This window comes from Paraburkholderia sp. 35.1, from assembly GCF_050436525.1.
GTDB lineage: Bacteria > Pseudomonadota > Gammaproteobacteria > Burkholderiales > Burkholderiaceae > Paraburkholderia > Paraburkholderia tuberum.
In genome coordinates this window covers 3,682,497-3,707,265 of sequence record NZ_JBNDMJ010000003.1, presented here as the reverse complement: position 1 = coordinate 3,707,265, position 24,769 = coordinate 3,682,497, and the positions used below count along the sequence as shown (strand labels likewise).

Below are 24,769 nucleotides of genomic sequence, written 5' to 3'. Positions count from 1 at the left end.
GTCGCTTTATCATGGCGCACGCTTTACCGACAGCCCCACCGGCACACCCTCCCCACGGCGTTCCAACCATGACCGATGTTCCCTTCGTCCTCGCCGACGGCATCGTACGGCGCGATGCGCAGCGCGGCCAGACGCTGTTGCAGCCGACCACCTTCGCCCTGCGCGCCGGCGAGCGGGTCGCGATTACCGGACCGTCCGGCTCCGGCAAGAGCGTGTTTCTGCGCGCGCTCGCGCTGCTCGATCCGGTCGATGCGGGGCGCATCCTGTGGCATGGCGCGCCGCTCGAGCGTGCGCGGATTCCGCGCTACCGGCGCGCAATCGCGTATATCCGGCAGCGGCCCGCGCTGATCGACGGCAGCGTCGAAGACAATCTGCGCTATCCGTTTGAGCTGCGGGCATATCGCGACGCGCGCTTCGATCGCGCGTGCGCGGCCAGGCTCGCGATGCAGGCCGGCCGCGGCGAGGACTTTCTCGGCAAGCGCGCAAGCGAATTATCGGGTGGCGAAGCGCAGATCGCCGCGCTGATCCGCGTGCTGCAACTCGCGCCCGAAGTGCTGTTGCTCGACGAGCCGACCGCATCGCTCGATCCGGCGTCGTCGCGCGCGATCGAAGCGCTCGTGCAGGCGTGGTTCGATGCCGCGCCGGGCGCTCACGCATCGATGTGGGTGTCGCACGATGTCGAGCAGGCGGCACGCATGAGCGAACGGCATCTGACGATGCGCGCCGGCGTACTGGCCGAACACACTTGCGTGCGGCGCGATGCGGACCAACGCGCTCCCGCCGACCAGCGTCGGGAGCCCCGCCAATGAGCCTGCAGAATCTGAGCTTGTGGGACGTCGCGATCGCGACGCTGCTGATCGTCGTGAATGGCGCGGTGTCGGTCGCGCTGAAGCTCGATCTCGAGCGCAAGCTCGCATGGGCGGCGGTGCGCACCGTGGTCCAGTTGCTCGCGATCGGCTATGTGCTCGGCTGGGTGTTCAGTTTCGCTCGCTGGTACGTGGTGCTGCCGCTGATGATCGTGATGACGCTGATCGCCGGTTTCGCCGGCGCGCAGCGCGGCAGCCACACCTATGCCGGACAACGCGCCGACAGCGTGCTGTCGATCTGGGTCAGCTCGTGGCTCGTGGCCGCGGTGGGACTGTTCGTCGTGATCCGCATCCATCCGTGGTACGCGCCGCAATATGCGATTCCGATTCTCGGCATGATCCTCGGCAACACGCTGACCGGTGTATCGCTCGGCATCGAGCGGATGACCGAGGAGCTGACCGCGCGGCGCGACCGCGTCGACATGGCGCTCGCGCTCGGCGCGACACGCTGGGAGGCCGCGCAGGCGCCGGCGCGCCAGGCGGTGCGCGCCGGCATGATGCCGACGTTGAACCAGATGGCGGTGGTCGGCGTTGTCAGTTTGCCGGGCATGATGACCGGTCAGGTGCTGGCCGGGCAGTCGCCATTGCAGGCGGTGCGCTATCAGATCGTCATCATGTTTCTGATCGCGGCGGCGTCGGCGCTGGGGACCGTGGGCGCGGTGCTGCTCACGTACCGGCGGCTCTTTTCGGCCGAGCATCAGTTCTTGCCGGCGCGGCTCGTCGAGCGTGAGGCACGCAAAGAATGACGCACAAGGATGACGCGCTAGCGCGTGCTACGCTCGCGCACGCGGCCATCACGCCGCACGCTCGAACCTTCACCGCTTCGCGGTGACGGCGATCTCCGTGCCGTCGGTCAGCGTCAGCGTTTTCGTCGTGCCGTTGACCGGCATCGTGAAACGCACGATCTGACTCACGCTCACATCGTTCGGACACTTGAGCGTCTTGCCGCCGCTCGTCACGGTTTTCACGCCATGCGGCGTCTGCGCCTGGAAGTTCAGTTGGACGGCCGCGGTGCCGTCGCTCGACACCACCGGCGAGAAGCGGATCTGCGTCTGGCGGATCATCGCGCCATTCTCGTCGACCGGCAGCGACGCATAGTCCGGGCATGCGTCCGTCGCGGCCACCGGACCGCCGGGCGGCACGGTCTTCCACGTGAAGTCGTCCGATTCGCCCGAGCGGATCGTGCGGGTCTCCTGGGAATTGCCGAACTGTTTCGACGTGACGCGAACGGTGTAGCGGATCGGACCGTCGAGCGGGGCCTTGTTGGTCACCGTGATCGGCGTGGCTGCGCGAGCAGCCGGCACGAGCGCGCAGGCGAGAGAAGCGACAACGGAAACGGCGGAGAGTTTGAAGCTGAAGCTCATACTGTCACCTCGTTGTTGTGCCGCTGCGCGCTCGCGTCGACGCGACTGCCTGTGCACTGTTCACGCACTGCCGAGGGCCGGCCGGTTCATACCGGCTGGCCTCGCCGCAAGACACGCAACCGTTTTGGCATGCTGCGTCGTCAGTCTAACGCCAAGCGCGCTGCCGCGCGTGTCGTGTCGGCCCGGGTGTTAACCCGCTTGCGGCGACGCGCTTTCTGCGCGTCGATTTCATCTCAGAAGCCGGTCAGCACCAGCTTGCCGATCGCGTGTCCTGCTTCGAGCAACCCATGCGCGCGACGCAGATTCTCCGCGTTGATGCGGCCGAGGTCCTGGCCGAGCGTCGTGCGCAACGTGCCGGCATCGACGAGCCGCGCGACCTCGGTCAGCAGCTTGTGCTGCTCGATCATGTCGGTCGTGCCGAACATCGAGCGGGTGAACATGAACTCCCAGTGAAACGCGGCGCTCTTCGCCTTCAGCAATTCGACGGGCACGGCGGCGCTGTTCTCGACGATCGTGCAGATGCCGCCTTGCGGCTTGATCAGTTGCGCGGCGGCCGGGAAATTACGGTCGGTGTCGTTGAAGATCAGCACGTAGTCGACCTGCTCGATGCCGATCTCCTTCATCTGCGCGGGCAGATCGCCGAAGTGATCGACGATGTGATCCGCGCCGAGCTCCCGTGCCCATTTCGCCGATTCGGGCCGCGACGCGGTCGCGATCACCTGCAGCTTGCCGAGCTGCTTCGCGAGCTGGATGCCGATCGAGCCGACCCCGCCCGCCCCGCCGAAAATCAGCACCGTACGGCCTGCGTCGGCGCCCTGCGGCGATACGCCGAGGCGATCGAACAATGCTTCCCACGCAGTGATCGCGGTCAGCGGCAATGCGGCCGCGTGCGTGAAATCGAGCGACGCCGGCTTGTGTCCGACGATCCGTTCGTCCACCAGATGAAATTCGCTGTTGGCGCCCGGCCGCGTAATGCTGCCCGCATAGAACACCGGATCGCCGACCTTGAACAGCGTGACCTCGGGCCCGGCCGCGACGACGGTGCCGGCAGCATCCCAGCCGAGCACGCGCGGCGTCTTCTCGAGCGTGTCTTTCGGCGCGCGCACCTTGGTGTCGACCGGGTTCACGGAAATGGCTTCGACCTTGACCAGCAGATCGCGGCCGGTCGCTTCGGGTTTCGGGATCTCGACGTCGACGAGCGCTTCGGCGTGATCGATGGGCAAATAACGGTAGAGTCCGACGGCTTTCATGGCTGCTCCTTGTGGGTTCGGTTGATGTGCACGCATGACTCGTATCGTAGGATGGTTCTTATTCTGATAAAACAGCCATAATCACTGAATCATTTTTTGGTTTTTCAGAATAATGGACGATTCAAGCCCGGCCGGCCGGTCCGTGCCCAGCGAACGCGAACGGCTCGATCTGCTCGACGTCGCGTTGTTCGTGCGTGCCGCGCTGCTCGCCAACGTGTCGGCGGCCGGGCGCGAGTTCGGTTTGTCGGCGGCGGTCGCGAGCGCGCGGATCGCACAACTCGAAAAGATCCTCGGCGCGCGTTTGTTGCATCGGACCACGCGCCGCATCAGCCTCACCCAGGACGGTGAAGTGTTCATGACGCGCGCCGAGGCGCTGCTCGACGCGGCCGCCGCAGCGCGCGCATCGGTCGGCCGCGCGCAGGCCGAGCCGCAGGGACGGCTGCGCGTGTCGATGCCGTCGTCGTTCGGGCGTCAGCATGTGTCGCCGGTGATCAGCGAGTTTCTACGCCGCTATCCGGGGGTCAGCGTCGATCTGCGCCTGACCGATCAGGTGGTCGATCTGGTCGACGCGGGAATCGATGTCGCGCTTCGCGTCGGCGTGCTGAAGGATTCGTCGCTGGTCGCGCGGCGGCTCGCGGTCAACCGCCGCGTGCTGTGCGCGGCCCCCGCCTATCTGGCCGCGCGCGGCACGCCGCATCATCCGTCGGATCTCGCGGGGCACGAGTGCATCATCCTGTCGGCGCAGCGCGACTGGCGCTTCGTGACGCCCGCCGGCCCGCTCGACGTGCGCGTGAGCGGACGCCTCGTCACCGATAACGGCGAGGTGATTCGCGACGCGCTGCTCGCGGGCTTCGGCATCGCGCTGAAATCGACATGGGACGTGGCGCCCTATCTGCGCAGCGGCAAACTCGTCAGCGTGCTCGACAGCTATCCTCTCGCGGACGACGTCGCGATCTGGGCCGTGTACCCAAGCCGCGCGTTCGTGCCGCCGAAGACGCTCGCCTTCATCGACTTCGTCGCCACGCATTTCGGCGATCCGCCGTACTGGGATCGCGAGCCGGTTGGCCTGGCGGGCGCGTAGGCGGCGCGATGCCCGCTACGCCGCGTCAGCGCTTGCCGACCTTTGCGCCGCCCTGCTTGCGATCCGAGTTCACATCGGCATGCGCGTCGTTCTGCGTGCGTTGCTGATACTCGCCGCCGCCGCGGCGGTCGGTATCCTGCTGCCCATGCTCGATGTCGTCATGCGCCTGCTTGCCGACATGGCGCGGCTCGTCCTCGTGCTGCGACTCGGGATGCTGGTCGGCTTCATGCGGCAGCGGCGCCGCGGCTTCCTGCAACGACTTCGGATCCTTGTTCGCGTGCGGGTCGGCTTGCGCGTCGCCATCGGTCGATTGCGGCAGGGTCTTCATTGCATTGCTCCTTCGCGAAGCGCGTTCGCGCGCCAAGTACGCACGGCGCATTCGCGGGTTGGATTCAGCCACCCGGACGCGCGCTCATCACGCGACGCCCAGACGTTTTTTCATCGCCGCGGTGATGCGCTGACGCGTCTTTGCGTAGCCGGCCCACGGGTCGTTTCCGAGGCCGTCCACGCGCTCGTGGACGTTGCGGATGCCCCATTGATCGCCGCTCGTCGTGCTCTCCAGTTCGTCCCACGCGAGCGGCACCGACACCCCGAGCCCCGGCCGCGCGCGCGCCGAGAATGCGGCCACCGTGCTCGAGCCACGGTTGTTGCGCAGATAGTCGATGAAAATCTTTTTCTTGCGATTCTGCGCGCCCATCTTGGCGCTGAAGTACTGCGGCAGCGTCGTCGCCATGTGCTGCGCGACCGCCTGCGAGAAATCCTTCACTTCGTCCCAGCCGGCCTGCTTTGCGAGCGGCACGACCACATGCAAGCCCTTGCCGCCGCTCGTCTTGCAGAACGACTTCAGGCCCAGTTCGCCGAGCAGCGAGCGGGTCAGTTGCGCGGCCTCGACCATGCGTTCCCAGCCGAGCGACGGGTCCGGGTCGAGATCGAACACCATGCGATCGGGCTTTTCGATATTCGACGCGACCGCATTCCACGTATGAAACTCGACGGTGCCCATCTGCGCGGCGCCGACCAGCGCGGCGAGCGTGTCGATCGTGATCAGCGGAGGATGGCCCGGATCGAGTCCCTCGTGCTGCGTGACGTGCGGAATCGACAGCTTCTGGCTGTGCTTCTGGAAGAACAGCTCACCGCCGATATCCTCGGGCGCGCGCACCAGCGCGACGGGCCGCTCGCGCAGATACGGCAGCATCCATTCGGCGATTGATTCGTAGTACTGCACCAGTTCGAGTTTGCTTGCGCCGCTCTCTTTGTCGATCACGCGATCGGGATGCGAGATGCGCACGCCGGCGATTTCGCTCTGTGCACGCGAGCGCGTTGCCGTGGTTCGGGCGGGTGCGCTTTCCTTGGCGGCGGGTCTGGCGGCACTGGCGGTCTTGCTGGTTGCGCGTTTTTTCGGCGCGCCTGTTTGCGGCGTATCGGCGGTGGCGGTTTCGGTTTGCTGTTGCACGTCGACTCCTTGTCGGGCGGTTTCCCTGACGATCTGGCGAGCCGGCTTGTCGTCGCGCAGGCTGACGAACGACGCCTGGCGCACGATGCCGTCGCCCGTCCATTCGGCGAAGTTGCATTCGGCAACGAGCACCGGCTCGACCCAATGCACGGGCGTGCGGCTGCGCTCGCGCGGCGTGCTCGCGAACGGCATGCGCTTGCTCGCGTGCGCGTCGAGCGCCTGTTTGACCGAGCGCAGCAGCGCGGCGTCGAAGCCGGTGCCGACGCGGCCTGCGTACTGCAGCCGGCCATCGGCGTCGTAGACGCCGAGCAGCAGCGCGCCGAACGCCGAGCGGCTGCCGCCCGGCTCCGAATAGCCGCCGATCACGAACTCCTGGCGGCGCCGGCACTTCAGCTTGATCCACGACGGCGAGCGGCCCGACACATAGCTGCTGTCACGCCGCTTGCCGATGATGCCTTCGAGCGCCATATCGCACGCGCTCCTGAGCAACTCGTCGGCGCTGAACGCGAAGTCGTTCGAAAAGCGCAGCACGCGATCGTCGACGCCCTCGAGCAGCGCCCGCAAAATCGCGCGGCGCTGTTCGAGCGGCACGTCGCGCAGGTCGTAGCCGTTCAGAAACGGCAGATCGAACAGATAGATCACGATGTCCTGCGGGCGATGCGCATCGAACGCGTTTTGCAGCAACTGGAAGTTGGGCACGTCGCGTTCATCGAGCACGACCGCTTCGCCGTCGAGCCACGCGCTTTGCACATCGAGTGCCGCGAAAGCCTCGATCTGCTTGCTGAACTTTGCGGTCCAATCGTTGCCGTTGCGCGTGAAAACGCTGACGGCACCGCCCTTCACTTTCGACGCGTGGTCGATGCGCGCGAGCACGCGGTAGCCGTCGAACTTGATTTCGTAGAGCCAGTCATCGCCTGGCGGCGCGCTGTCGACGAGCGTCGCCAGCTCCGGCTTCAGGCTCGCGGGCAAGGCCGCTGCGACCGCGCCTTCGATCGATGGCGATGCGGCGAGTTCGCGTAGCGACTGCGCGCTGCGCGTCGCGACGATGTCGGGGCGTTTGGGATCGGCTGCGCGGCGCGCGGATGCGGATTTCGCCGGCTTGCCCGCGCTCGTGGCCTTGCCGTCGCGCGAGGTTTTCGTCTGCGCTTTCGATAGCTTCGTTTTCCTGCCTTTCGAAGCCCCGTCGGCCAGCACGCTGCCCGGCAGCTTCTTCAGCACGTCGTAGTCGCTTTCGTCGCGCGCTTCCTCGTCGCGCTCCTTGATCAGCAGCCATTGCTCCTTGTCGCCGCTGCCGCGCATGTGGCTCCGTACGAGCGTCCAGCCGCCATGCAGCTTCTCGCCGTGCAAATGAAACTTGAGCTTGCCGGCCGCGTACGACCGCGCGGCTTCGGCCGCGCCGCCCGCCGGCTCCCATGTGCCGCGATCCCACACGATCACGGTTCCCGCGCCATAGTTGCCGGGCGGAATCTCGCCCTCGAAGGTACCGTATTCGACCGGATGGTCCTCGACGTGCACCGCGAGCCGCTTGACCGACGGGTCGAGGCTCGGCCCCTTCGGAACCGCCCACGACAGCAGCGCGCCGTTCAGTTCGAGCCGGAAGTCGTAGTGCAGACGCCGCGCGTCGTGCTCCTGGATCACGTAGGAGAGCATATCGGGCGCGGCACGCGTCGCGCGCTTGCCGGTCTTGCTCGCGGCGCGCTCGCGGGTCGTCGCGCCGGCCGGCTCCGGCGTGTCCTCGAAGCGGCGCTTGCGATGATAGTGCTCGAGCCGGTCGTTCATGGCGATGACTCCGGTGCGTTTGGTGCCATAGACGGCTCGGCCGCGCGCTCAGGCCGCCGCGCGCCGTTTGCGGGACGTTGCGGTGGTTTTCGACGTCGCGCGCCCGCTGCCGCCGCTGCCGCCGCTGCCGCCGCTACCGCTGCTACCGCTGCGACTGCGCGCCGTGCTTGCCGCGCGCGGCTTTTTGCGCGCGGGCGCGGCCGCCTCTTCATCGGACTCGGCCTCGCTATCGCTCTGATCCTCGTCCTCGTCGGCGGCGCGCTTGCGGCCCGTGGCGGCCTGCTTGCCCTTGCCGCGGCCAAGACTGCGGCGCAGCAGATCGGACAGGTCGAGAATGTCGGCGGACTTGCGCGACTCGTGCGGCGTTTCGACCTCGACGACCTCCTCGGTCTTGCCCGCCTGGATCTTGCGCTCGACGAGCGCCATGATGTCGTCGCGAAACGTATCGTGATACTGCATCGGGTCCCACGTCTCGCTCATGTCGTCGATCAGCTTTTTCGCCATGTCGAGTTCTTTCGCCGTCACGCCGGCGGCCTTCATGCCTTCGGGCGGCACGTTGAATTCGTCGAAATTGCGCACCTCGTCGGCCCAGCGCAGCGTGTTCAGCGCGAGCATCGGACCGAGCGGAATCAGCGCCGCCAGATGCTGCTTGTTGTGCAGCACGACACTGGCGACGCCGATCTTGCCCGACGCCGTCATCGCCTCGCGCAATAGCGCATAGACTTTTTCACCCTTGCGGTCGGGCGTCAGGAAATACGGCGTATCGAGATAGAGAAACGAGATGTCGGGGGTGTCGACGAACGCGAGGATGTCGACCGTCTGCGTCGACTCGGGGTTCGCCGAGCGGATTTCGTCGTCCGACAGCACGACGTAGTGATCCTTCTCGTACTCGAAGCCGCGCACGATGTTGTCGCGGGTCACGTCCTTGCCGGTCCGCTTGTTGAACTGCTTGTAGCCGATCGGATCGATCGTGCGCTTGTCGAGCAGATTGAAGCCGACCTTCTCCGACTGCGTCGCCGGATAAAGCTGCACCGGTACGTGGACGAGCCCGAAACTGATTGCGCCCTTCCAGATCATGTGTGCCATCGCGCGCTCCCCTGTCCCATGGCCCTGAGATATCAGGCGAAGCAGCAAGCGTGCCCGCGTTTCGGCGCGCTCGACACTGCCGCCACGCGTAAAGCAGGAGCGGGTCGGCTCGGCGGTGTGCCGTCATGGGGTTGTAAGTCTTGCGACGAGGCGGCAAAACCTACGGTTTTCCTGGTGCGCGCGGTCTATGCGGCGCCCGCATCAAGGCTCGAGCAGGACCGGTACCGACGCAAACCCGCGAAACCGCACGCGAGCGCCCCGCGTCGGCTCACCATCGACGCGATACGCCGGGAAGCGCTGCACGAAGCGCCCGATCGCAATCCGCGCCTCCAGCCGCGCCAGCGACAGACCCGCGCACTGATGAATCCCGAACCCGAACGCGAGATGCCGGTTCGGGTCGCGGCGGATATCGAAGCGGTCCGGCTCGGCAAACTGCTCGGGATCGCGATTGGCCGCGCCGATGCACAGCGTGACCGGCGTGCCGCGCGCGAGCGCGACGCCGCCGATCTCGGTATCGACGGTGGCCATGCGATTGCCGAGCTGGTTCGAACTCTCGAAGCGCAGGCACTCCTCGACCGCGGTGCCGATCAACTCCGGCTCGCGCAGCAGCGCGGCACGCTCGTCAGGCCACCCGCTCAGCGTGACGAGCCCGTTGCCGATCAGGTTGGTGGTCGTTTCGTGCCCGGCGTTCAGGATGAAAATGCAGTTCTGCAGCAGTTCGGCTTCAGATAGCTGCTCGTGCGGCCCCTCCCCCTGGATCAGCCGCGTCAGCACGTCGTGCTGCGGATCGCCCGGCTCGCGGCGGCGTCGTGCGACGAGGCCGCGCAGATAGTCGACGAATTCGCTGACCGCGCGATTGCCGCGCTCGAACTGCGCGTCGGTCAGCGACGGCTCGAGCGCGCCCAGTATCGCGAGCGACCAGTCGCGCAACGGCGCGCGTTCATCGTGCGGCACCTCGAGCAGATTGCCGATGACCTCGACCGGAATCGCCGACGCGAATTCGCCGATCAGATCGATACGCCCGCGCTGCGCGGCCGCATCGAGCAGGCCGTCGACGAGCCGGATCAGGGCGGGCTCCATCGCCGCGATCGCGCGCGCGGTCAGCGCGCCGGCGATCAGCTTGCGCACCCGCGTATGGCGCGGTGGATCGTTGAACACGAGACTCGTGGTGTGATGCGCGTAGAGCAGAGAGTCGCCGTATTTCGGGCGGAACTCGACGGTCTTGTCGGAGCTGAAGGTCTTGGGGTCGCGGTAGACCGCCTGCACGTCGCGAAAGCGCGTCAGGAACAGCGAGCCGTCGGGCATGCGCCGGATTGGCTCATAGCTGCGCAGTGCGTGATAGACCGGATAGGGGTCGGCGTAGAACGCCGGGCTCAGATGACGCAGATCGAAGTCGCGGGCAAGGGAGGATGCCTCGCTGGCGGTTGCCGGGGTCATGCGTTGTCTCCTTGGGGCGTCTTGTTGCGCCAGTGTGGGTTGGTGGGTTCCTGTGACCCTATTCGTTCGGCCTGCTGCGTTACGGCGATGCGCCGGACGCCGGGTTCAGCCAACGCGACGACCAGCCGCCGGCGACGGGCCAACGCACAGAACCGATACAATAGCGGGATTTTCCGCGCGCCACGCGCCTCTTTCTTCCCGCGTCACCGGTCGTCCATGAACCTCGTCATTCAAAGCGTCGCCCCCCTTTGCGCCGACCACCACAAAACGCTCGTCGCGCTCGCACGCGGCTCGCACGCCGCCGTCATCGACGAGCACGCGATTCGCATCGCCGACGCGAACCGCGCGCAACGCGCCGACGTCGAAGCGTATTGCTATGCGCATCGACTCGACTACGCGTTTGTCGAAACCGGCCGCCAGTTGAGCGACTTCGGCCTCGTCGCGATGGACATGGATTCGACGCTGATCACGATCGAGTGCATCGACGAAATCGCCGATTTCTGCGGGATCAAAGCCGAAGTCGCGGCAATCACCGAGGCTGCGATGCGCGGCGAGATCAAGGACTTCAACGAGAGCCTGATTCGTCGGGTCGCGCTGCTGAAAGGGCTCGACGCCAGCGCGCTCGAGCGCGTGTACGAGGAGCGGCTGCGGTTGTCGCCGGGCGCCGAACGCATGCTGGCCGGCGCGAAACAGGCGGGCCTGAAAACGCTGCTCGTGTCGGGCGGCTTCACGTTCTTCACCGCGAAGCTGAAGACGCGCCTTGGGCTCGATTTCACGCGCGCGAACACGCTTGAAATCATCGACGGCAAGCTGACCGGCAATGTGATGGGCGAAATCGTCAATGCCGAGGTGAAAGCGCGCACGCTGCGCGAAACCTGCGCGACGCTCGGCATCGAACCGTCGCGCGCAATTGCGATGGGCGACGGCTCGAACGACCTGAAAATGATGGCCGAAGCGGGACTCTCCGTTGCATTCCGGGCGAAGCCGGTGGTGCGGGAAGCAGCCAGCGTGTCGTTCAATTTCGTTGGACTGGACGGTTTGTTGCGGTTGGTTTGAGGCTGGCGCTCGAGGGATCCGTTATCGCTCGCGTCGGCACAACGACCGACGCGCTAGCGAGCCGCGCGAACCGTTGCGTTACCTGTTGAAAATGGCCGGCAAGAACAGCGCGAACATGCCGATGGAAATCAGGATGCTGAAGATCAATACGCCCTTCATGATGCGATCGTGATTTTTGCCTATTTCCAATGACAGGATAAATTGTTTCATAAGCTCCTCCACAAGACAGAACAAGTATAAGAGCTGCACTATCCAATAAAACTAATTGAGGTAAATGTGCAGGGCCGCGGATAGAAGCGCCGCCAGGCAGGTCATGAAAATTGACGTGCCTATCGCCCCACGTGATAGCGCGCCAACCACGGACTCGGTCTGCCGGTGATCGATAACGATGGCGAAGCCGTCCCGCCGCACCTTGAGTAAGCACGCCATCACGGCTATGGAACAGGCGAACGCCAACCCGCAGAACCCAACGATCCCCAACGCAAGCATCGACGTCTCCACGCTGCCCTGCTCCAAGGCCATCACCGCCTCATAAATCGCGGCGGCGCAAAGTCCGATCGCACACCAGAACAGTTGCCCGTCCTTGACCGACGCCGCAATCATCGTCCTGGCAACGCGCCAGCCATACGCGGGCGCGACGAGCGCGAGCGTAAAGATCGGCCCGGCAATCAGCACCGCAAGGTTCAGCAACAGCCAGAAGAAAAGATTCATCCAAGCCCCTCCCCCGAGCGCCGCAACGTTCCGTCAAGCACACGATCGTAGCGTCGCGCCGCGGCATCGAACATTCGGCCGAACGGTCGGGTCTGCCTGATACTCAGGGCAACAAAAAAGCCCGCCGGGAACACATCCCGGCGGGCTTCTCGAACAACGTGTCGAACAGGGCTAACGCGTGTTAAGCCAGCTTGGCCAGGCTCTGCTCGATATCCGCACGCAGGTCCGCCTCGTCTTCCAGACCGATATAGAAGCGCACCAGCGTGCCGCGACGCGGCCACTGCGCCGCAGTGCGCATCGACGCGATGTCGTACGGCATCGCGAGGCTATGCGCGCCGCCCCAGCTCCAGCCGAGCGAAAACAGTTCGAGCGACTCGCAAAACGTGTCGATCCGCGCCGCGCTGTACCGTTCGTCGAACACCACCGAGAACAGTCCGCCCGCGCCGCTGAAATCGCGCTTGTACACTTCGTGCCCCGGACAGTCACCGAGCGCCGGATGCAACACCGCGACGACTTCCGGCCGGCTCTTCAACCACGTCGCGAGCGACAGCGCCACGCGATCGTGCTGCGCGAAACGCAACTGCATACTCGGCAGGCTGCGCAGGATCAGCGAGCAGTCGTCCGAGGACACGCCGATGCCCATGCGCATGCGCGCCGCCTTCAGCTTCACATGCACGTCGTGGTCGACCGTGATCGTCGCGCCCATCAGCACGTCGCCTCCGCCCGACTGGTATTTGGTCAGCGCCTGCACCGAGATGTCGACGCCGTGGTCGAACGGCCGGAACGCGAGGCCCGCGGACCACGTGTTGTCGATCGCGGTGACGACCTTGCGCGCGCGCGCCGCCGCCGTGATGGCCGGTACGTCGGGCACTTCCATCGTCACCGAGCCGGGCGCCTCGATCCAGATCAGGCGCGTGTTCGGCTGGATCAGACTGGCGATGCCCGCGCCGATCAGCGGATCGTAGTAGCGCGCCGTGATACCGAAATCGCGCGCGAGCCAGTCGCCGTGGTCGCGGTTCGGCGAGTACACGTTATCGGGAATCAGCACGTCGTCGCCGGCCTTCACGAGGCCGAAGTAGACGTTCGAGATCGACGACAGCCCCGACGGCTGCAGCAGCGCATGATTGCCGCCCTCGATCGCGGCGAGGCGCTGAGCGAGCGCGATCTGCGTCGGCGTCGCATGCAGGCCGTAGCGCCATTGCGCGTCGTTTTTCCAGTCGAGCGCGCGCATCGCGGCGAGGTCGGGAAACACCACCGTCGACGCGCGCGTGACGGGCGTCGAGAACGATTCGAAGCCCGGCGTGATCTGGTCCTCGGCACGCACGATGCGGGTCTGCAGGCCATGTTTGAATGTGGATTCAGTCATGTGAAGCTCGGTGAAAAACATAGTCAAGCGAGCCTGAAGCAACGGCCGCGCTGCGCGATTCCGGATGCCCGGCGCGCGTGCGCATCAGTAGCCCGTTTGCAGGTTGCTGACGCCGCCCACTGGGTGCCCGCCGGCAGCGGGTGCCGGCGCGGGAGCCGCCGCGCCGTTGGCCCCGGCCGGTTGCGGTGAGGGGGCTGCAGGCCTCGTCGCCGCACCGCCGGCCGAACCGGCCAACGGCACCGCCTGCCCTGCCGCCAGCGGCTTCAGGTTGAATTCCTGAGGGTTCGAATCGTCGACGTTCATGCGGTCGCCTTCGAGCGAGCCGTCCGCCGCGAACTTGCCGACCCAGTTGCCGGTGATATGCGTGCCGTCGTTCGATTCCTCGACTTCGAGCGTATCGCCGTCGCGATCGCCGGCGATCAGAATCACCTCGCCGCTATCGGTGTACTGATACTCGCCGTGCACGCCAGATGGATCGTCGGTCTTGGGCCCGAGCCGCAGCACGATCGGCCGCGCGCCGAGCGTGCCCACGTAGCGCGCAAACTTCGCGAACTCGGGGCTCGGTTTCAGCGGCAACTGGATCGGCGGCGGCGCGGCCAGTGCCTTGACCGCATCGCTTTCCGCCCACGCCTGCGACGGCATCCACAGCACCGTGCCCGTACACAACAGCGCGGCGGCGCTCACCACCACGCCGGCGCGCCGGCGCAAGGCGTGCGCTGCCGAACCCTTCGTCACTTTCGCTTCCTGCATCCCGTCGATCCTTGTTGCTGGTTCCTGCTTGCCACCTATATCGCGCCGGCCTGCCGTGCGCGGTCACAGACGCTCGAAAACCGCCGCGATCCCCTGCCCGCCGCCGATGCACATCGTGACGAGTGCATAGCGCCCGCCGATGCGCTGCAGCTCGTACAGCGCCTTCACGGTGATCAGCGCGCCGGTCGCGCCGATCGGATGGCCGAGCGAAATGCCCGATCCGTTCGGATTGACCTTGGCCGGATCGAAGCCGAGCTCCTTGCTGACCGCGCAGGCCTGCGCGGCGAAGGCCTCGTTGGCCTCGATCACGTCGAGATCGGCGACCGTGAGACCCGCCCGCTCGAGCGCCTTGCGACTCGCCGGCACCGGGCCGATGCCCATGTACGCGGGATCGACGCCCGCATGCGCGTACGACACGAGTCGCGCCAACGGCTTCACGCCGCGCCGCTCGGCGACGCTACGCTCCATCAGCACGACGGCCGCGGCCGCGTCGTTGATGCCCGACGCGTTGCCCGCCGTCACCGTGCCGTTGTCCTTCACGAACACCGGCTTCAGCTTCGAGAAGTCTTCCGCGGTTGCGTTCAGCCGCACGTGCTCGTCGGTGTCGAACACGACGTCGCCCTTCTTCGACGCAATCGTGATCGGCAGAATCTGTTCCTTGAAGTAGCCGCTCGTGATCGCGTGGGCCGCGCGACGATGCGACTCGAGCGCGAGCGCGTCCTGCGCGTCGCGCGAGATCTCGTACTTGCGCGCGACGTTCTCGGCGGTCACGCCCATGTGGATCGACTGGAAAGGATCGTTGAGCGCGCCGACCATCATGTCGACGAGACGCGCGTCGCCCATGCGCTGTCCGAAGCGCGCGGCCGGCATCGAGTAAGGCGCGCGGCTCATGTTTTCAGCGCCGCCGCCGATCGCGATATCGGCATCGCCGAGCAGCACGCTTTGCGCGGCCGACACGATGGCCTGCAAGCCCGAGCCGCACAGCCGGTTCACGGTCAGCGCGGGCGTATGCTGCGCGACCCCGCCGTTGATTGCCGCGACGCGCGCGAGATACATGTCTTTCGGCTCGGTGTGCACGACGTTGCCGAACACGACGTGTTCGACTTCGTCGCCCGACACGCTCGCGCGCTCGAGCACTTCGCGCACCACGCGCGCGCCGAGATCGGTCGGCGCGAAATCCTTCAGGCTGCCGCCGAACGTGCCGATTGCCGTGCGCACACCACTTACCACCACTACGTCCCGTTGCATCGCTTGTCCCTCCTGTTGTCTCTCCAGTCTGCCTGGATGATTGCACCAGCGCGGGCCATGCTGCGCCGCGCGCGGCTTACGTAAAACCTAGTTCGCCAGCCGCCGCTCGACTGTCTCGCGCGACGGAATCGGCGCGACCGCGCCATAACCTTGCGTGGACAGCGCGGCGGCAACGTTCGCGTAACGCGCGGCGGCAAATGGATCGTCGCCCGCGACGATGCGCGCGATAAAGGCGCCGCCGAAGCAGTCGCCGGCGCCGGTCGCATCGACCGCGTCGACGACATGGCCCGGCACGACGCGCCGCTCGTTCGGCGTCGCGATATACGAGCCGTCCTTGCCGAGCTTCAGCGCGACCACGCCCGGACCATGCGACAGCAGAAAATCGACGATCTCGTCACGGCCGGTCAGCCCCGTCAGTTCGGTCACATCGTCCCAGCTCGGCAGGCAGATGTCAGTCTGGCGGATCGCCTCGAGCATCACCGCGCGCGCCCGCGCCAGCGGCCACAACTTAAGACGCAGATTGGTGTCGAAGCTCACGCGCGCGCCATTCGCGCGCGCATGCGCGATCGCTTCGAGCGCGGCGTCGCAGGCGCTGACGCTGATCGCGAGACTGATGCCGGACAGATGGACGACCTTCGCCGCCGCGAGCGCGTCGCGCGGCAGATCGGCGGGTGCATAGCGGCTCGCCGCCGAGCCCGCGCGCAGATAGTCGAACGCGTGGCCGTTGGGGCCGTGAGACACGAAATAGACGCCGGTCGACGCTTGCGCATCGATGCGCACGAACGACGTGTCGACCTGCTCGCGCTCCCACAGATCGACCAGCAGGCGTCCGAAATGATCGGCGCCGACCGCCGACACGAAACCGGTCCTCGCACCCTGGCGCGCGGCCGCAATGCAGAAGTTCGACGTGTCGCCGCCGAAGCCTTGCAAGTAGTTCGGTTGATCCTTCGCCGACTGGTTGAATTCGATCATCGCCTCGCCGAGCGCGAGGATGTCCGGTGTGTGAGCTTCAGGCTGTGCGGCCGCGCTGTGCGTCATCGCTTAGACCTCGCCCCACAAATCGTGGCCGTCCGCGCCGGTGATCTTCACCGATACGAAATCGCCGACCTTGTAGCGCTTCGACGCCTTGGCGGACGGCGCGATATAGACGACGCCGTCGATCTCCGGCGCATCCGCCGCGGTGCGGCCGATGCCGCCGTCCGCGTTGATTTCGTCGACGAGCACCTTCAGTGTCTTGCCGACCTTCCTCGCGATGCGCTTGGCCGACACCTGCTCGGCCACTTCCATGAAGTGCGCGCGACGTTCCTCACGCACTTCATCGGGCAGCGCGCCGTCGAGTTCATTCGCGCTCGCGCCTTCGACCGGCGAATACGCGAAACAGCCGACGCGATCGAGCTCCGCCTCGCGGATGAAATCGAGCAGTGTCTCGAACTGCTCTTCGGTCTCGCCCGGAAAGCCGGCGATGAACGTGCTGCGGATCGTCAGATCGGGGCAGGTCTCGCGCCAGGCCTTGACGCGCTCCATCACCTTCTCGGCGTTGGCCGGGCGCTTCATGCGCTTCAGCACTTCCGGATGTGCGTGCTGGAACGGCACGTCGAGATACGGCAGCACGTGGCCCTTGTACGGACCCTCGGCCATCATCGGAATCACTTCGTCGACGCTCGGATACGGATACACGTAATGCAGGCGCACCCACGCACCATATTGCGCGGCGAGTTCGCCGAGCGCGGCGACCAGATCCGTCATGCGCGTCTTGATCGGCTTGCCGTTCCAGAAACCGGTGCGGTATTTGACGTCGACGCCATATGCGCTCGTGTCCTGCGAGATCACGAGCAGTTCCTTCACGCCGGACTTGAACAGGTTCTCCGCTTCGAGCATCACTTCCGCGACCGGGCGCGACACCAGATCGCCGCGCATCGACGGGATGATGCAGAACGTGCAGCGGTGATTGCAGCCTTCGGAAATCTTCAGGTACGCGTAGTGGCGCGGCGTGAGCTTGACGCCCGCGGCGGGCACCAGATCGACGAACGGATCGTGCGGCTTCGGCAGATGGCTGTGCACCGCCTGCATCACCTCGCCGAGCGCGTGTGGGCCGGTTACGGCGAGTACCTTCGGATGCACTTCCTCGATCAGCCCTGAACCGCTCGCGCTCTTCTTCGCGCCGAGGCAGCCGGTGACGATCACCTTGCCGTTTTCGTTGAGCGCTTCGCCGATCGCGTCGAGGCTTTCCTGCACGGCTTCGTCGATGAAGCCGCAGGTGTTGACGACCACGAGGTCCGCGCCGTCATAGGTGCCGGAGATTTCGTAGCCTTCGGCGCGCAACTGGGTGATGATCTGCTCGGAATCGACGAGGGCCTTGGGGCAGCCGAGAGAGACGAAGCCGACTTTCGGCGTGGCGCCCGGCACGGCCGGAGCGTTCGAGGGGGTGGAAGACATGGGGAACCGCTTGAAGACGTTAAACCCTGAATTGTAGCGGTTCGCCACCGCCACCGCTCGTAAGTCTTTGAATTCTAGTCTTCAAACCGGGATGGGTTCGGCAGGACCGGGTTGATTCAGCTCGCTATTTTCGTCGCTGGAAAGGTGCTGACGCGTGGGCGCCGACGCGTCTCCGGCCGCCAGCGCCTGGCCGATTACCGTAAGAATTTCGTCAGAGTCCTGCACTCGCCGGATCGCCGCATGCAGTTCGGCGGCTTGCGGCCAGGTCCGCTGCAGGTAGCTGAGCCACTTCTTGACGCGGCCGTGCTCATGGGTCAGCGTGCCATGCGCCCGCAGCTTGTTCATGTAGCCGACGATCGAACCCAGCACCTGTTGCCATTCGTCGGCAGATGGACACGGGTCGACGAGCCCGCGGATTCGCTGCGCGAGGAACGGATCCGACACGGCGCCGCGCCCGATCATCACGTCCGCGCAGCCGCTGACCGAGCGGCAACGCTGCCAGTCCGCCACCGTCCAGACTTCGCCGTTCGCGATGACGGGCACGTCGACGGCGTCGTCGATGCGCGCGATCCACTCCCAGTGCGCAGGCGGCCGATAGCGGTCGTCGCGCGTGCGCGCATGCACGACGAGCGAGGCCGCGCCGCCGTCCGCGAGCGCCTGCGCGCATTCGATCGCCTGCGACGTGTCGGACACGCCGAGGCGCATTTTTGCCGTCACCGCGATATCGGCAGGCACCGCGGCGCGCACGGCCGAGACGATCTGGTTCAGCAACTTCGGGTTCGCGAGCAGCATCGCGCCGCCGCCGTGCTGATTGACGACTTTGGCGGGACAGCCGAAGTTCAGGTCGATACCGTAGGGCGACAGCATGGCCGCGTACGCGGCATTGCGTGCCATCCACTCGGGATCGCTGCCGAGCAGCTGGATCACCATCGGCGTGCCGCTGGCGGTCACGCTCGCGTGCAGGATTTCGGGCGCCTCGCGCTCGTAGACGCGGGTTGGCAGCAGCGAGCCTGTGATGCGGATGAACTCGGATACGCAGCCGTCGAAAGCGCCCGCGCTCGTCAGCACGTCGCGCAGCACATAGTCAGCGAGCCCTTCCATCGGGGCGAGAAACAGCCGGCTCATGAGCGGTGTGGGTGAACGGCGGGTCAGAGCAGAATGATCCGCGCGGCCTTCGCAACGGAAGACGCTGACGCGATCAGGGAGACGGTCTGAAACATAGGACGGGTCCAGCGGAAGAAACGGTAACGGCGCAAGCAGCGGTGTGCCGGCAGTGGACGCAACGGATATCGAGCCGCGGCCGGAATCCGGTTCCGACGGAAAAGCGTCCCCCCGCGCGGGCCGCCATTGTAGCGCGTCGGCGGCTGCACTCCCGCGAGCTCGCCGCCATTCACTCCTTCACTTCTTCTCCGTCTCCGGATTGGCCTGCGGCGTGGCCGGCGCATTGCTCGCATTGCTCGCATTGCTCGCATTGACCGCGCCGCCCGGCGTAAACGGGAACGTGGCGAACATGGTCTTCGCCTGATTCTGCATCTGCTCCTGCATCTGCACGAACATGTTCTTCGATTGCTCGATGTAGCTGGTCATCATGCCCTGCATCATCGGCGCCTGCATGTTCATGAACTGCGACCAGACTTCGGGGTTCATCGCCTTGCCTTCATAGAGATTCTTCGACTGGTCGGCAAGCTTCGCCTGAATGTCGATGAAGGCCTGGATGTTCTTTTCCAGATACGTGCCCATCATGCCTTGCATCGCATGACCGTAGAACCGGATGATCTGCGACAGCATCGACGACGAGAACATCGGCAGGCCGCCGCTCTCTTCTTCGAGAATGATCTGCAGCAGGATCGAGCGCGTCAGGTCCTCGTTGCTTTTGGCATCGATCACCTTGAAATCTTCCTGATCGAGCACGAGTTGCTTCACATCAGTCAGCGTGATGTAGGTACTCGTCTCGGTGTCGTAGAGCCGACGATTCGGATATTTCTTGATCAGTCGTTCGGCCGTTTTCTTTGTAGTAGTAGTCATGTAACGCCTTTAAGCTCGAGTTAAGCAAACGCGGAAACGGCGTCCGGGCTGTGCAACGGGATCCATTGCGCAGCCGGGACGCCGGCGAAACCATCCGAGCCGAAGCGCGCCGCCTTCCGGTCCTGCGCGCCGATGGCTCAGCCCATATGCAAGCCGCCGTTCAGCGAAAAATCGGCACCCGTGGCGAAGCCCGATTCTTCCGACGCAAGCCACGCGACGATCGAGCCGATTTCGTCCGGCTGACCGAGGCGGCGCACCGGAATCGTCGCGACGATTTTTTCCAGCACGTCCGGGCGGATCGCCTTGACCATGTCGGTGCCGATGTAGCCCGGCGACACGGTGTTGACCGTCACGCCCTTGGTCGCCACTTCCTGCGCGAGCGACATCGTAAAGCCGTGAATGCCGGCCTTCGCGGTCGAATAATTGGTCTGGCCGAACTGGCCCTTCTGGCCGTTCACCGACGAAATGTTGATCACCCGGCCAAAGCCACGCTCGACCATGCCGTCGATCACCTGCTTGGTGACGTTGAACAGGCTGGTCAGATTGGTGTCGATCACCGCCGTCCAGTCTTCGTGCGTCATCTTGCGGAACACGACGTCGCGCGTGATGCCGGCATTGTTGACCAGCACGTCGATCTCGCCGACTTCGGCCTTGACCTTGTCGAATGCGTCCTTGGTCGATTGCCAGTCACCGACGTTACCCTCGGAGGCGACGAAGTCGTAGCCGAGTACCTTCTGCTCGTCGAGCCACTTCGCACGGCGCGGCGAATTCGGGCCGCAGCCGGCGATCACCCTGAAGCCTTCCTTGTGCAGACGCTGGCAGATGCTGGTGCCGATGCCGCCCATGCCGCCCGTTACGTACGCAATTCGCTGTGTCATAAACCACACTCCGTTATCGTTGTCGAGGCGCCTGCCGGCGGCCTCGTGCCTCGCCTGATGCTGGTTCGCGTTGCCGCCGGGCGACCGTCTGGCAACGCGCACTCCCGACACGAGTCACCTGTTGCAACGCGCCGCGCCGCGCCGCCAGTTGGCGTGCCGCGCGGCCAGATGCCTGTGCCGGCGAAGACCGCGCGCGACCGGTCGCGAATGCGCGCGGCGTACCCAGCGTACTTTAAACGCGCTCGACCGCGAGCGCGACACCCATGCCGCCGCCGATACACAGCGACGCCAGACCCTTCTTCGCATCGCGCTTCTGCATTTCGTGCAGCAGCGTGACGAGAATCCGGCAACCGGACGCGCCGATCGGGTGGCCGATCGCGATCGCGCCGCCGTTCACGTTGATCTTCGACGTGTCCCAGCCCATCTGCTTGTGCACGGCGAGCGCCTGCGCGGCAAACGCTTCGTTGATTTCCATCAGGTCGAGATCGGCCGGCGTCCAGCCCGCGCGCTCGAGGCAACGGCGCGAAGCCGGTACCGGGCCCATACCCATCACCTTCGGATCGACACCCGCGTTCGCGTATGCCTTGATGCGCGCGAGCGGCGTGAGGCCGAGCGCTTCCGCTTTTTTCAGCGACATCACGAGCACCGCGGCTGCGCCGTCGTTCAGACCCGATGCGTTGGCCGCCGTGACCGTGCCTTCCTTCGAGAACGCCGGCTTCAGGCTCGCGAGTGATTCGGCCGTCACGCCATGACGCACGAATTCGTCGGTGGTGAAGCGCAGCGGCTCGCCCTTGCGTTGCGGAATCTCGACCGGCACGATTTCGTCGTTGAAGCGCCCCGCCTTCTGCGCGGCTTCCGCCTTGTTCTGCGACAGCGCCGCGAACGCGTCCTGCTGTTCGCGCGTGATGCCGTGCTCCTTCGCGACGTTCTCGGCCGTCACGCCCATGTGGTACTGGTTGTAGACGTCCCACAGGCCGTCGACGATCATCGAGTCGATCAGCTTCGCGTCGCCCATGCGGAAACCGTCGCGCGAACCCGGCAGCACGTGCGGCGCGGCGCTCATGTTTTCCTGGCCGCCTGCCACGACGATGTCCGCGTCACCGGCGATGATCGCGTTGGCCGCGAGCATCACGGCCTTCAGACCTGAGCCGCAGACCTTGTTGATCGTCATGCCCGGCACGGCCGACGGCAAACCCGCCTTGATCAGCGCCTGACGCGCGGGGTTCTGACCGGAGCCCGCCGTCAGCACCTGGCCCAGAATAACTTCGCTCACCTGTTCCGGCTTCACGCCTGCCCGTTCGAGCACGGCGCGCACCGCGAGCGCGCCGAGTTCAGGTGCGGCAATCTTCGCCAGCGACCCACCAAACTTGCCCACTGCAGTACGAGCGGCCGATACGATCACAACATCAGTCATTTCCATATCCTCCGGGCATCCCGGCCAACTGCGCCACAGCCCGTTACGTTAAAAATTGCGTTGCAACTTGCGTTGCTCTCACGCCTTCATCAACCAGACGCTCATTCACCTGCCAAACACCTATGCACCGGCCGACTGCGCACTATGCCGACGTCGACAGCAATGTCGTACGCGCGCGTCGAGCCTGTGCGTGAACCTACTCCCGTTGCCGCACGTAGCGGCCCGGCGCCGGCTCGATGACCGGGAATTCGTCGGAGCCCAAATTGGCGCGCGGCTTCACTTTCTTGCCGCCGTACTGATCGAGCCAGTCGGTCCATTCCGGCCACCAGCTGCCGGGCACTTCGGTCGCCGCGTCGAACCATTCGTCCGCGCTTTCGGGCAGCGTGTTCGCGTCGGTATCGAGCTTCCAGAAGCTGCGCTTTTTCTTCGCGGGCGGATTGATCACGCCGGCGATATGGCCCGATGCGCCGAGCACGAACTTTAGCGGCCCGGTCAGCAGCGGCGCCGACGCATACGCGGTTTGCCACGGCACGATATGGTCTTCGCGCGAACCGTAGATGAAGGTCGGCACGTCGATCTTCGACAGATCGATCGGCTCGCCGCAGGTGGTCAGCGCACCGGGCTCGCGCAGCTTGTTCTCGAGATACGTGTTGCGCAGATACCAGACGTACATCGGCCCAGGCAGACTGGTCGAGTCGCTGTTCCAGTACAGCAGGTCGAACGGTACCGGCGTGCGGCCCTTCAGGTAACTGTCGACGACGTAGTTCCACACGAGGTCGTTCGGGCGCAGGAACGAGAACGTGTTCGCGAACTCGACGCCGCGCATCAGTCCCGGCGGCGCGCCGTTCTTGCCGCCGATGCTCTGCTCGCGCATCTGCACGTGCGCCTCGTCGACGAACACGTCGAGCACGCCCGTGTCGGAGAAGTCGAGCATCGCGGTGAGCAGCGTCATCGACGCGGCCGGATGTTCGCCGCGCGCCGCAGCCACCGCGAGCGCGGTGGCGAGCATCGTGCCGCCGACGCAAAAGCCGAGCGTATTGATCTGCTCGCGGCCGCTGATCTTGCGCACGGTGTCGATCGAGGTGAGCACACCCTCGCCGATGTAGTCGTCCCACGTCTTGTGCGCGATGGACTGATCCGCGTTGCGCCACGAAATCAGGAACACCTGATGGCCCGAATCAAGCCCGTGCGCGACGAGCGAGTTTTCGGGTTGCAGGTCGAGAATGTAGTACTTGTTGATGCACGGCGGCACGATCAGGAGCGGCCGCTCGCGCACGGTCGCCGTGCGCGGCTTGTACTGGATCAGTTGCAGCAGATCGTTCTCGAACACGACCGAGCCTTCGGTGTTCGCGAGGTTCTCGCCGACCGCGAAACGCGATTCGTCGGTTTGGGAAATCTTGCCGCGCTGCATATCGGTGAGAAGGTTCATCACGCCCTGGCGCAAGCTCTCGCCTTTACTGTCGAGCAGCGTTTTCTGCGCTTCGGGATTCAGCGCGAAGAAGTTGCTCGGCGAGGCCGCCGCGGTCCACTGCTGGACCGCGAAGCGAATGCGCTCGCGGGTTTTCGGCTGGGTATCGAGCGCATCGACCATCTGCTGCAGATAGCGCGCGTTCAGCAGATACCACGCGGCGGTGAACGCGTAGGCGGGCGCCGCGCTCCAGGCGTCCGCGCTAAAGCGCCGGTCCTTGAGCTCGGGCGCTTTGATCGCCGACGTGGTGGCCTGCTGGATCAGCTCCATCGCCTCGCGCGAATAGTCGGTCTGCAGCTTCTGCAAACGCTCGGGCGGAATCGCGGCGGTGGGAATGCTCAGCCCCGGCAACGACGGCAACGCACCGGCGGCCAGCTTGCTGAAGTCGGGCATGCCGGGAAATGCCGGTATTTGCGGGAAGCCCGCCGTTATCTGTGCAAGGTCCGGCATCTGCGGCATTGAGGGCATCTGAAATGCCGTGCCATTGGGCTGCGCGCCGAACGAACGCCAGGCGTTCATCCAGGCGTCGAGAAATTGCTGCATGCCTGCGGCTGACGATGCACCGCTCGTACCGGCCTGCTGCGTCTGCTCCTTCGAGGAGTCGGTGCTGGGGGAAGCTGAGGAATGAGATGCTGCCATACCTGCTTTTGACCGGTAAGTCCTTGCGGACGGGTTGAGAGGCAGGTCCGTGCGCACGTGGCGATTGCTCGCGACTTCGTCACGCCCTGTCCCATGAACGACGAGGAGCTTAGAAGGAACATTCTTGCTCCCCATCACAAGGCATGTCAATGCTTGCTCCCGATTTTGCCGCAGTGCGATAGTTTTTTAATTATCGTTTTCCCTGTATGGCAAATCGCGCTTTAACGAGTCAAATGACCCTGCCGCGGGTAAATCCGAAAAACTCCAAGGGCGCATTGCACTTAAGCATATTTATTCGTTCGGTCGCCCACACAGCCGGCGGGCGATTCGCGCTATCGGCGGGCCTTCCGGCAGCGCAACAAAAAATGCCTTCCGGCAGCGCAACAAAAAATGCGTGTGAAGCCTGCGGAACGGGCCGTCAGCGACGGGTCGGCAGTGGCATTCGCGAATAACGACCCGGTG

The 24,769-nt window shown here is 65.3% G+C and carries 22 protein-coding genes; 4 read left to right on the top strand and 18 right to left on the bottom strand.

The features are described 5' to 3' along the window. Window positions 1-68 precede the first annotated feature (68 nt). Window positions 69-809: an ABC transporter ATP-binding protein gene (locus tag OKW27_RS37390; protein WP_429336402.1), complete on the top strand. Its 741-nt coding sequence runs from the start codon at window positions 69-71 to the stop codon at window positions 807-809. Further along, window positions 806-1,612 (top strand): ABC transporter permease, encoded by an 807-nt coding sequence (locus tag OKW27_RS37385; RefSeq protein ID WP_090804683.1) that lies wholly within the window; start codon window positions 806-808, stop codon window positions 1,610-1,612. The genes OKW27_RS37390 and OKW27_RS37385 overlap by 4 nt, the downstream gene beginning before the upstream one ends. A gap of 69 nt (window positions 1,613-1,681) precedes the next feature. Here the strand turns inward: OKW27_RS37385 and OKW27_RS37380 are convergent, their stop codons facing one another. Then, window positions 1,682-2,230: a DUF6013 family protein gene (locus OKW27_RS37380; protein ID WP_090804681.1), complete on the bottom strand. Its 549-nt coding sequence runs from the start codon at window positions 2,228-2,230 to the stop codon at window positions 1,682-1,684. 233 nt (window positions 2,231-2,463) lie between these two features. Continuing rightward, window positions 2,464-3,480 carry a zinc-binding alcohol dehydrogenase family protein gene (locus tag OKW27_RS37375; RefSeq protein ID WP_429336401.1) on the bottom strand — a complete coding sequence of 339 codons (1,017 nt, stop codon included), beginning with the start codon at window positions 3,478-3,480 and terminating at the stop codon, window positions 2,464-2,466. Window positions 3,481-3,592: 112 nt separating this feature from the next. Here OKW27_RS37375 and OKW27_RS37370 point away from each other — a divergent pair, with 112 nt between their 5' ends. After that, window positions 3,593-4,561, top strand: coding sequence for a LysR substrate-binding domain-containing protein (locus OKW27_RS37370; protein ID WP_429336400.1), 969 nt, complete (start codon window positions 3,593-3,595; stop codon window positions 4,559-4,561). 25 nt (window positions 4,562-4,586) lie between these two features. On the opposite strand, the gene OKW27_RS37365 is transcribed toward OKW27_RS37370, so the two are convergent. The 4 genes from OKW27_RS37365 to OKW27_RS37350 form a co-directional block, all read right to left on the bottom strand. Continuing rightward, a complete protein-coding gene (locus OKW27_RS37365) occupies window positions 4,587-4,889 on the bottom strand; it encodes a hypothetical protein (protein WP_187610136.1) in 303 nt (100 codons plus the stop codon). 87 nt (window positions 4,890-4,976) lie between these two features. Further along, a complete protein-coding gene (ligD, locus tag OKW27_RS37360; protein ID WP_429336399.1) occupies window positions 4,977-7,793 on the bottom strand; it encodes a DNA ligase D in 2,817 nt (938 codons plus the stop codon). Between the two features lie 48 nt (window positions 7,794-7,841). Continuing rightward, window positions 7,842-8,879, bottom strand: a complete 1,038-nt coding sequence (locus tag OKW27_RS37355; protein ID WP_429336398.1) for a Ku protein — start codon at window positions 8,877-8,879, stop codon at window positions 7,842-7,844. A 201-nt stretch (window positions 8,880-9,080) separates the two neighbouring features. Beyond that, window positions 9,081-10,316, bottom strand: a complete 1,236-nt coding sequence (locus OKW27_RS37350; protein WP_429336397.1) for a cytochrome P450 — start codon at window positions 10,314-10,316, stop codon at window positions 9,081-9,083. A 216-nt stretch (window positions 10,317-10,532) separates the two neighbouring features. Here OKW27_RS37350 and serB point away from each other — a divergent pair, with 216 nt between their 5' ends. Further along, complete coding sequence (gene serB, locus OKW27_RS37345) at window positions 10,533-11,372, top strand: phosphoserine phosphatase SerB (protein ID WP_429336396.1); 840 nt, start codon at window positions 10,533-10,535, stop codon at window positions 11,370-11,372. A 78-nt stretch (window positions 11,373-11,450) separates the two neighbouring features. On the opposite strand, the gene OKW27_RS37340 is transcribed toward serB, so the two are convergent. The 12 genes from OKW27_RS37340 to phaC form a co-directional block, all read right to left on the bottom strand. Continuing rightward, window positions 11,451-11,582, bottom strand: a complete 132-nt coding sequence (locus OKW27_RS37340) for a hypothetical protein (RefSeq protein ID WP_260321381.1) — start codon at window positions 11,580-11,582, stop codon at window positions 11,451-11,453. Between the two features lie 51 nt (window positions 11,583-11,633). Then, window positions 11,634-12,083: a hypothetical protein gene (locus OKW27_RS37335; protein WP_429336395.1), complete on the bottom strand. Its 450-nt coding sequence runs from the start codon at window positions 12,081-12,083 to the stop codon at window positions 11,634-11,636. Between the two features lie 181 nt (window positions 12,084-12,264). Then, window positions 12,265-13,449, bottom strand: a complete 1,185-nt coding sequence (locus OKW27_RS37330; RefSeq protein WP_429336394.1) for a cystathionine beta-lyase — start codon at window positions 13,447-13,449, stop codon at window positions 12,265-12,267. Window positions 13,450-13,533: 84 nt separating this feature from the next. After that, complete coding sequence (locus OKW27_RS37325; protein WP_429336393.1) at window positions 13,534-14,199, bottom strand: hypothetical protein; 666 nt, start codon at window positions 14,197-14,199, stop codon at window positions 13,534-13,536. Between the two features lie 63 nt (window positions 14,200-14,262). Further along, complete coding sequence (bktB, locus tag OKW27_RS37320) at window positions 14,263-15,447, bottom strand: beta-ketothiolase BktB (RefSeq protein ID WP_429336392.1); 1,185 nt, start codon at window positions 15,445-15,447, stop codon at window positions 14,263-14,265. Between the two features lie 87 nt (window positions 15,448-15,534). Continuing rightward, entirely contained in the window at window positions 15,535-16,485 is a 951-nt protein-coding gene (locus OKW27_RS37315; RefSeq protein WP_090804664.1) for a sugar kinase, read from the bottom strand. Between the two features lie 3 nt (window positions 16,486-16,488). Further along, window positions 16,489-17,883: a 30S ribosomal protein S12 methylthiotransferase RimO gene (gene rimO, locus OKW27_RS37310; RefSeq protein WP_429336391.1), complete on the bottom strand. Its 1,395-nt coding sequence runs from the start codon at window positions 17,881-17,883 to the stop codon at window positions 16,489-16,491. A gap of 81 nt (window positions 17,884-17,964) precedes the next feature. Next, window positions 17,965-19,008 (bottom strand): tRNA dihydrouridine synthase, encoded by a 1,044-nt coding sequence (locus OKW27_RS37305; RefSeq protein ID WP_090804657.1) that lies wholly within the window; start codon window positions 19,006-19,008, stop codon window positions 17,965-17,967. Window positions 19,009-19,281: 273 nt separating this feature from the next. Then, entirely contained in the window at window positions 19,282-19,908 is a 627-nt protein-coding gene (phaR, locus tag OKW27_RS37300; RefSeq protein ID WP_429336390.1) for a polyhydroxyalkanoate synthesis repressor PhaR, read from the bottom strand. A 137-nt stretch (window positions 19,909-20,045) separates the two neighbouring features. Further along, window positions 20,046-20,786, bottom strand: coding sequence for a 3-ketoacyl-ACP reductase (locus tag OKW27_RS37295; RefSeq protein WP_090805746.1), 741 nt, complete (start codon window positions 20,784-20,786; stop codon window positions 20,046-20,048). A gap of 232 nt (window positions 20,787-21,018) precedes the next feature. Beyond that, a complete protein-coding gene (locus OKW27_RS37290; protein ID WP_090805745.1) occupies window positions 21,019-22,200 on the bottom strand; it encodes an acetyl-CoA C-acetyltransferase in 1,182 nt (393 codons plus the stop codon). A 196-nt stretch (window positions 22,201-22,396) separates the two neighbouring features. Continuing rightward, complete coding sequence (gene phaC, locus OKW27_RS37285; RefSeq protein ID WP_429336640.1) at window positions 22,397-24,211, bottom strand: class I poly(R)-hydroxyalkanoic acid synthase; 1,815 nt, start codon at window positions 24,209-24,211, stop codon at window positions 22,397-22,399. Between the last annotated feature and the right edge of the window lie 558 nt (window positions 24,212-24,769).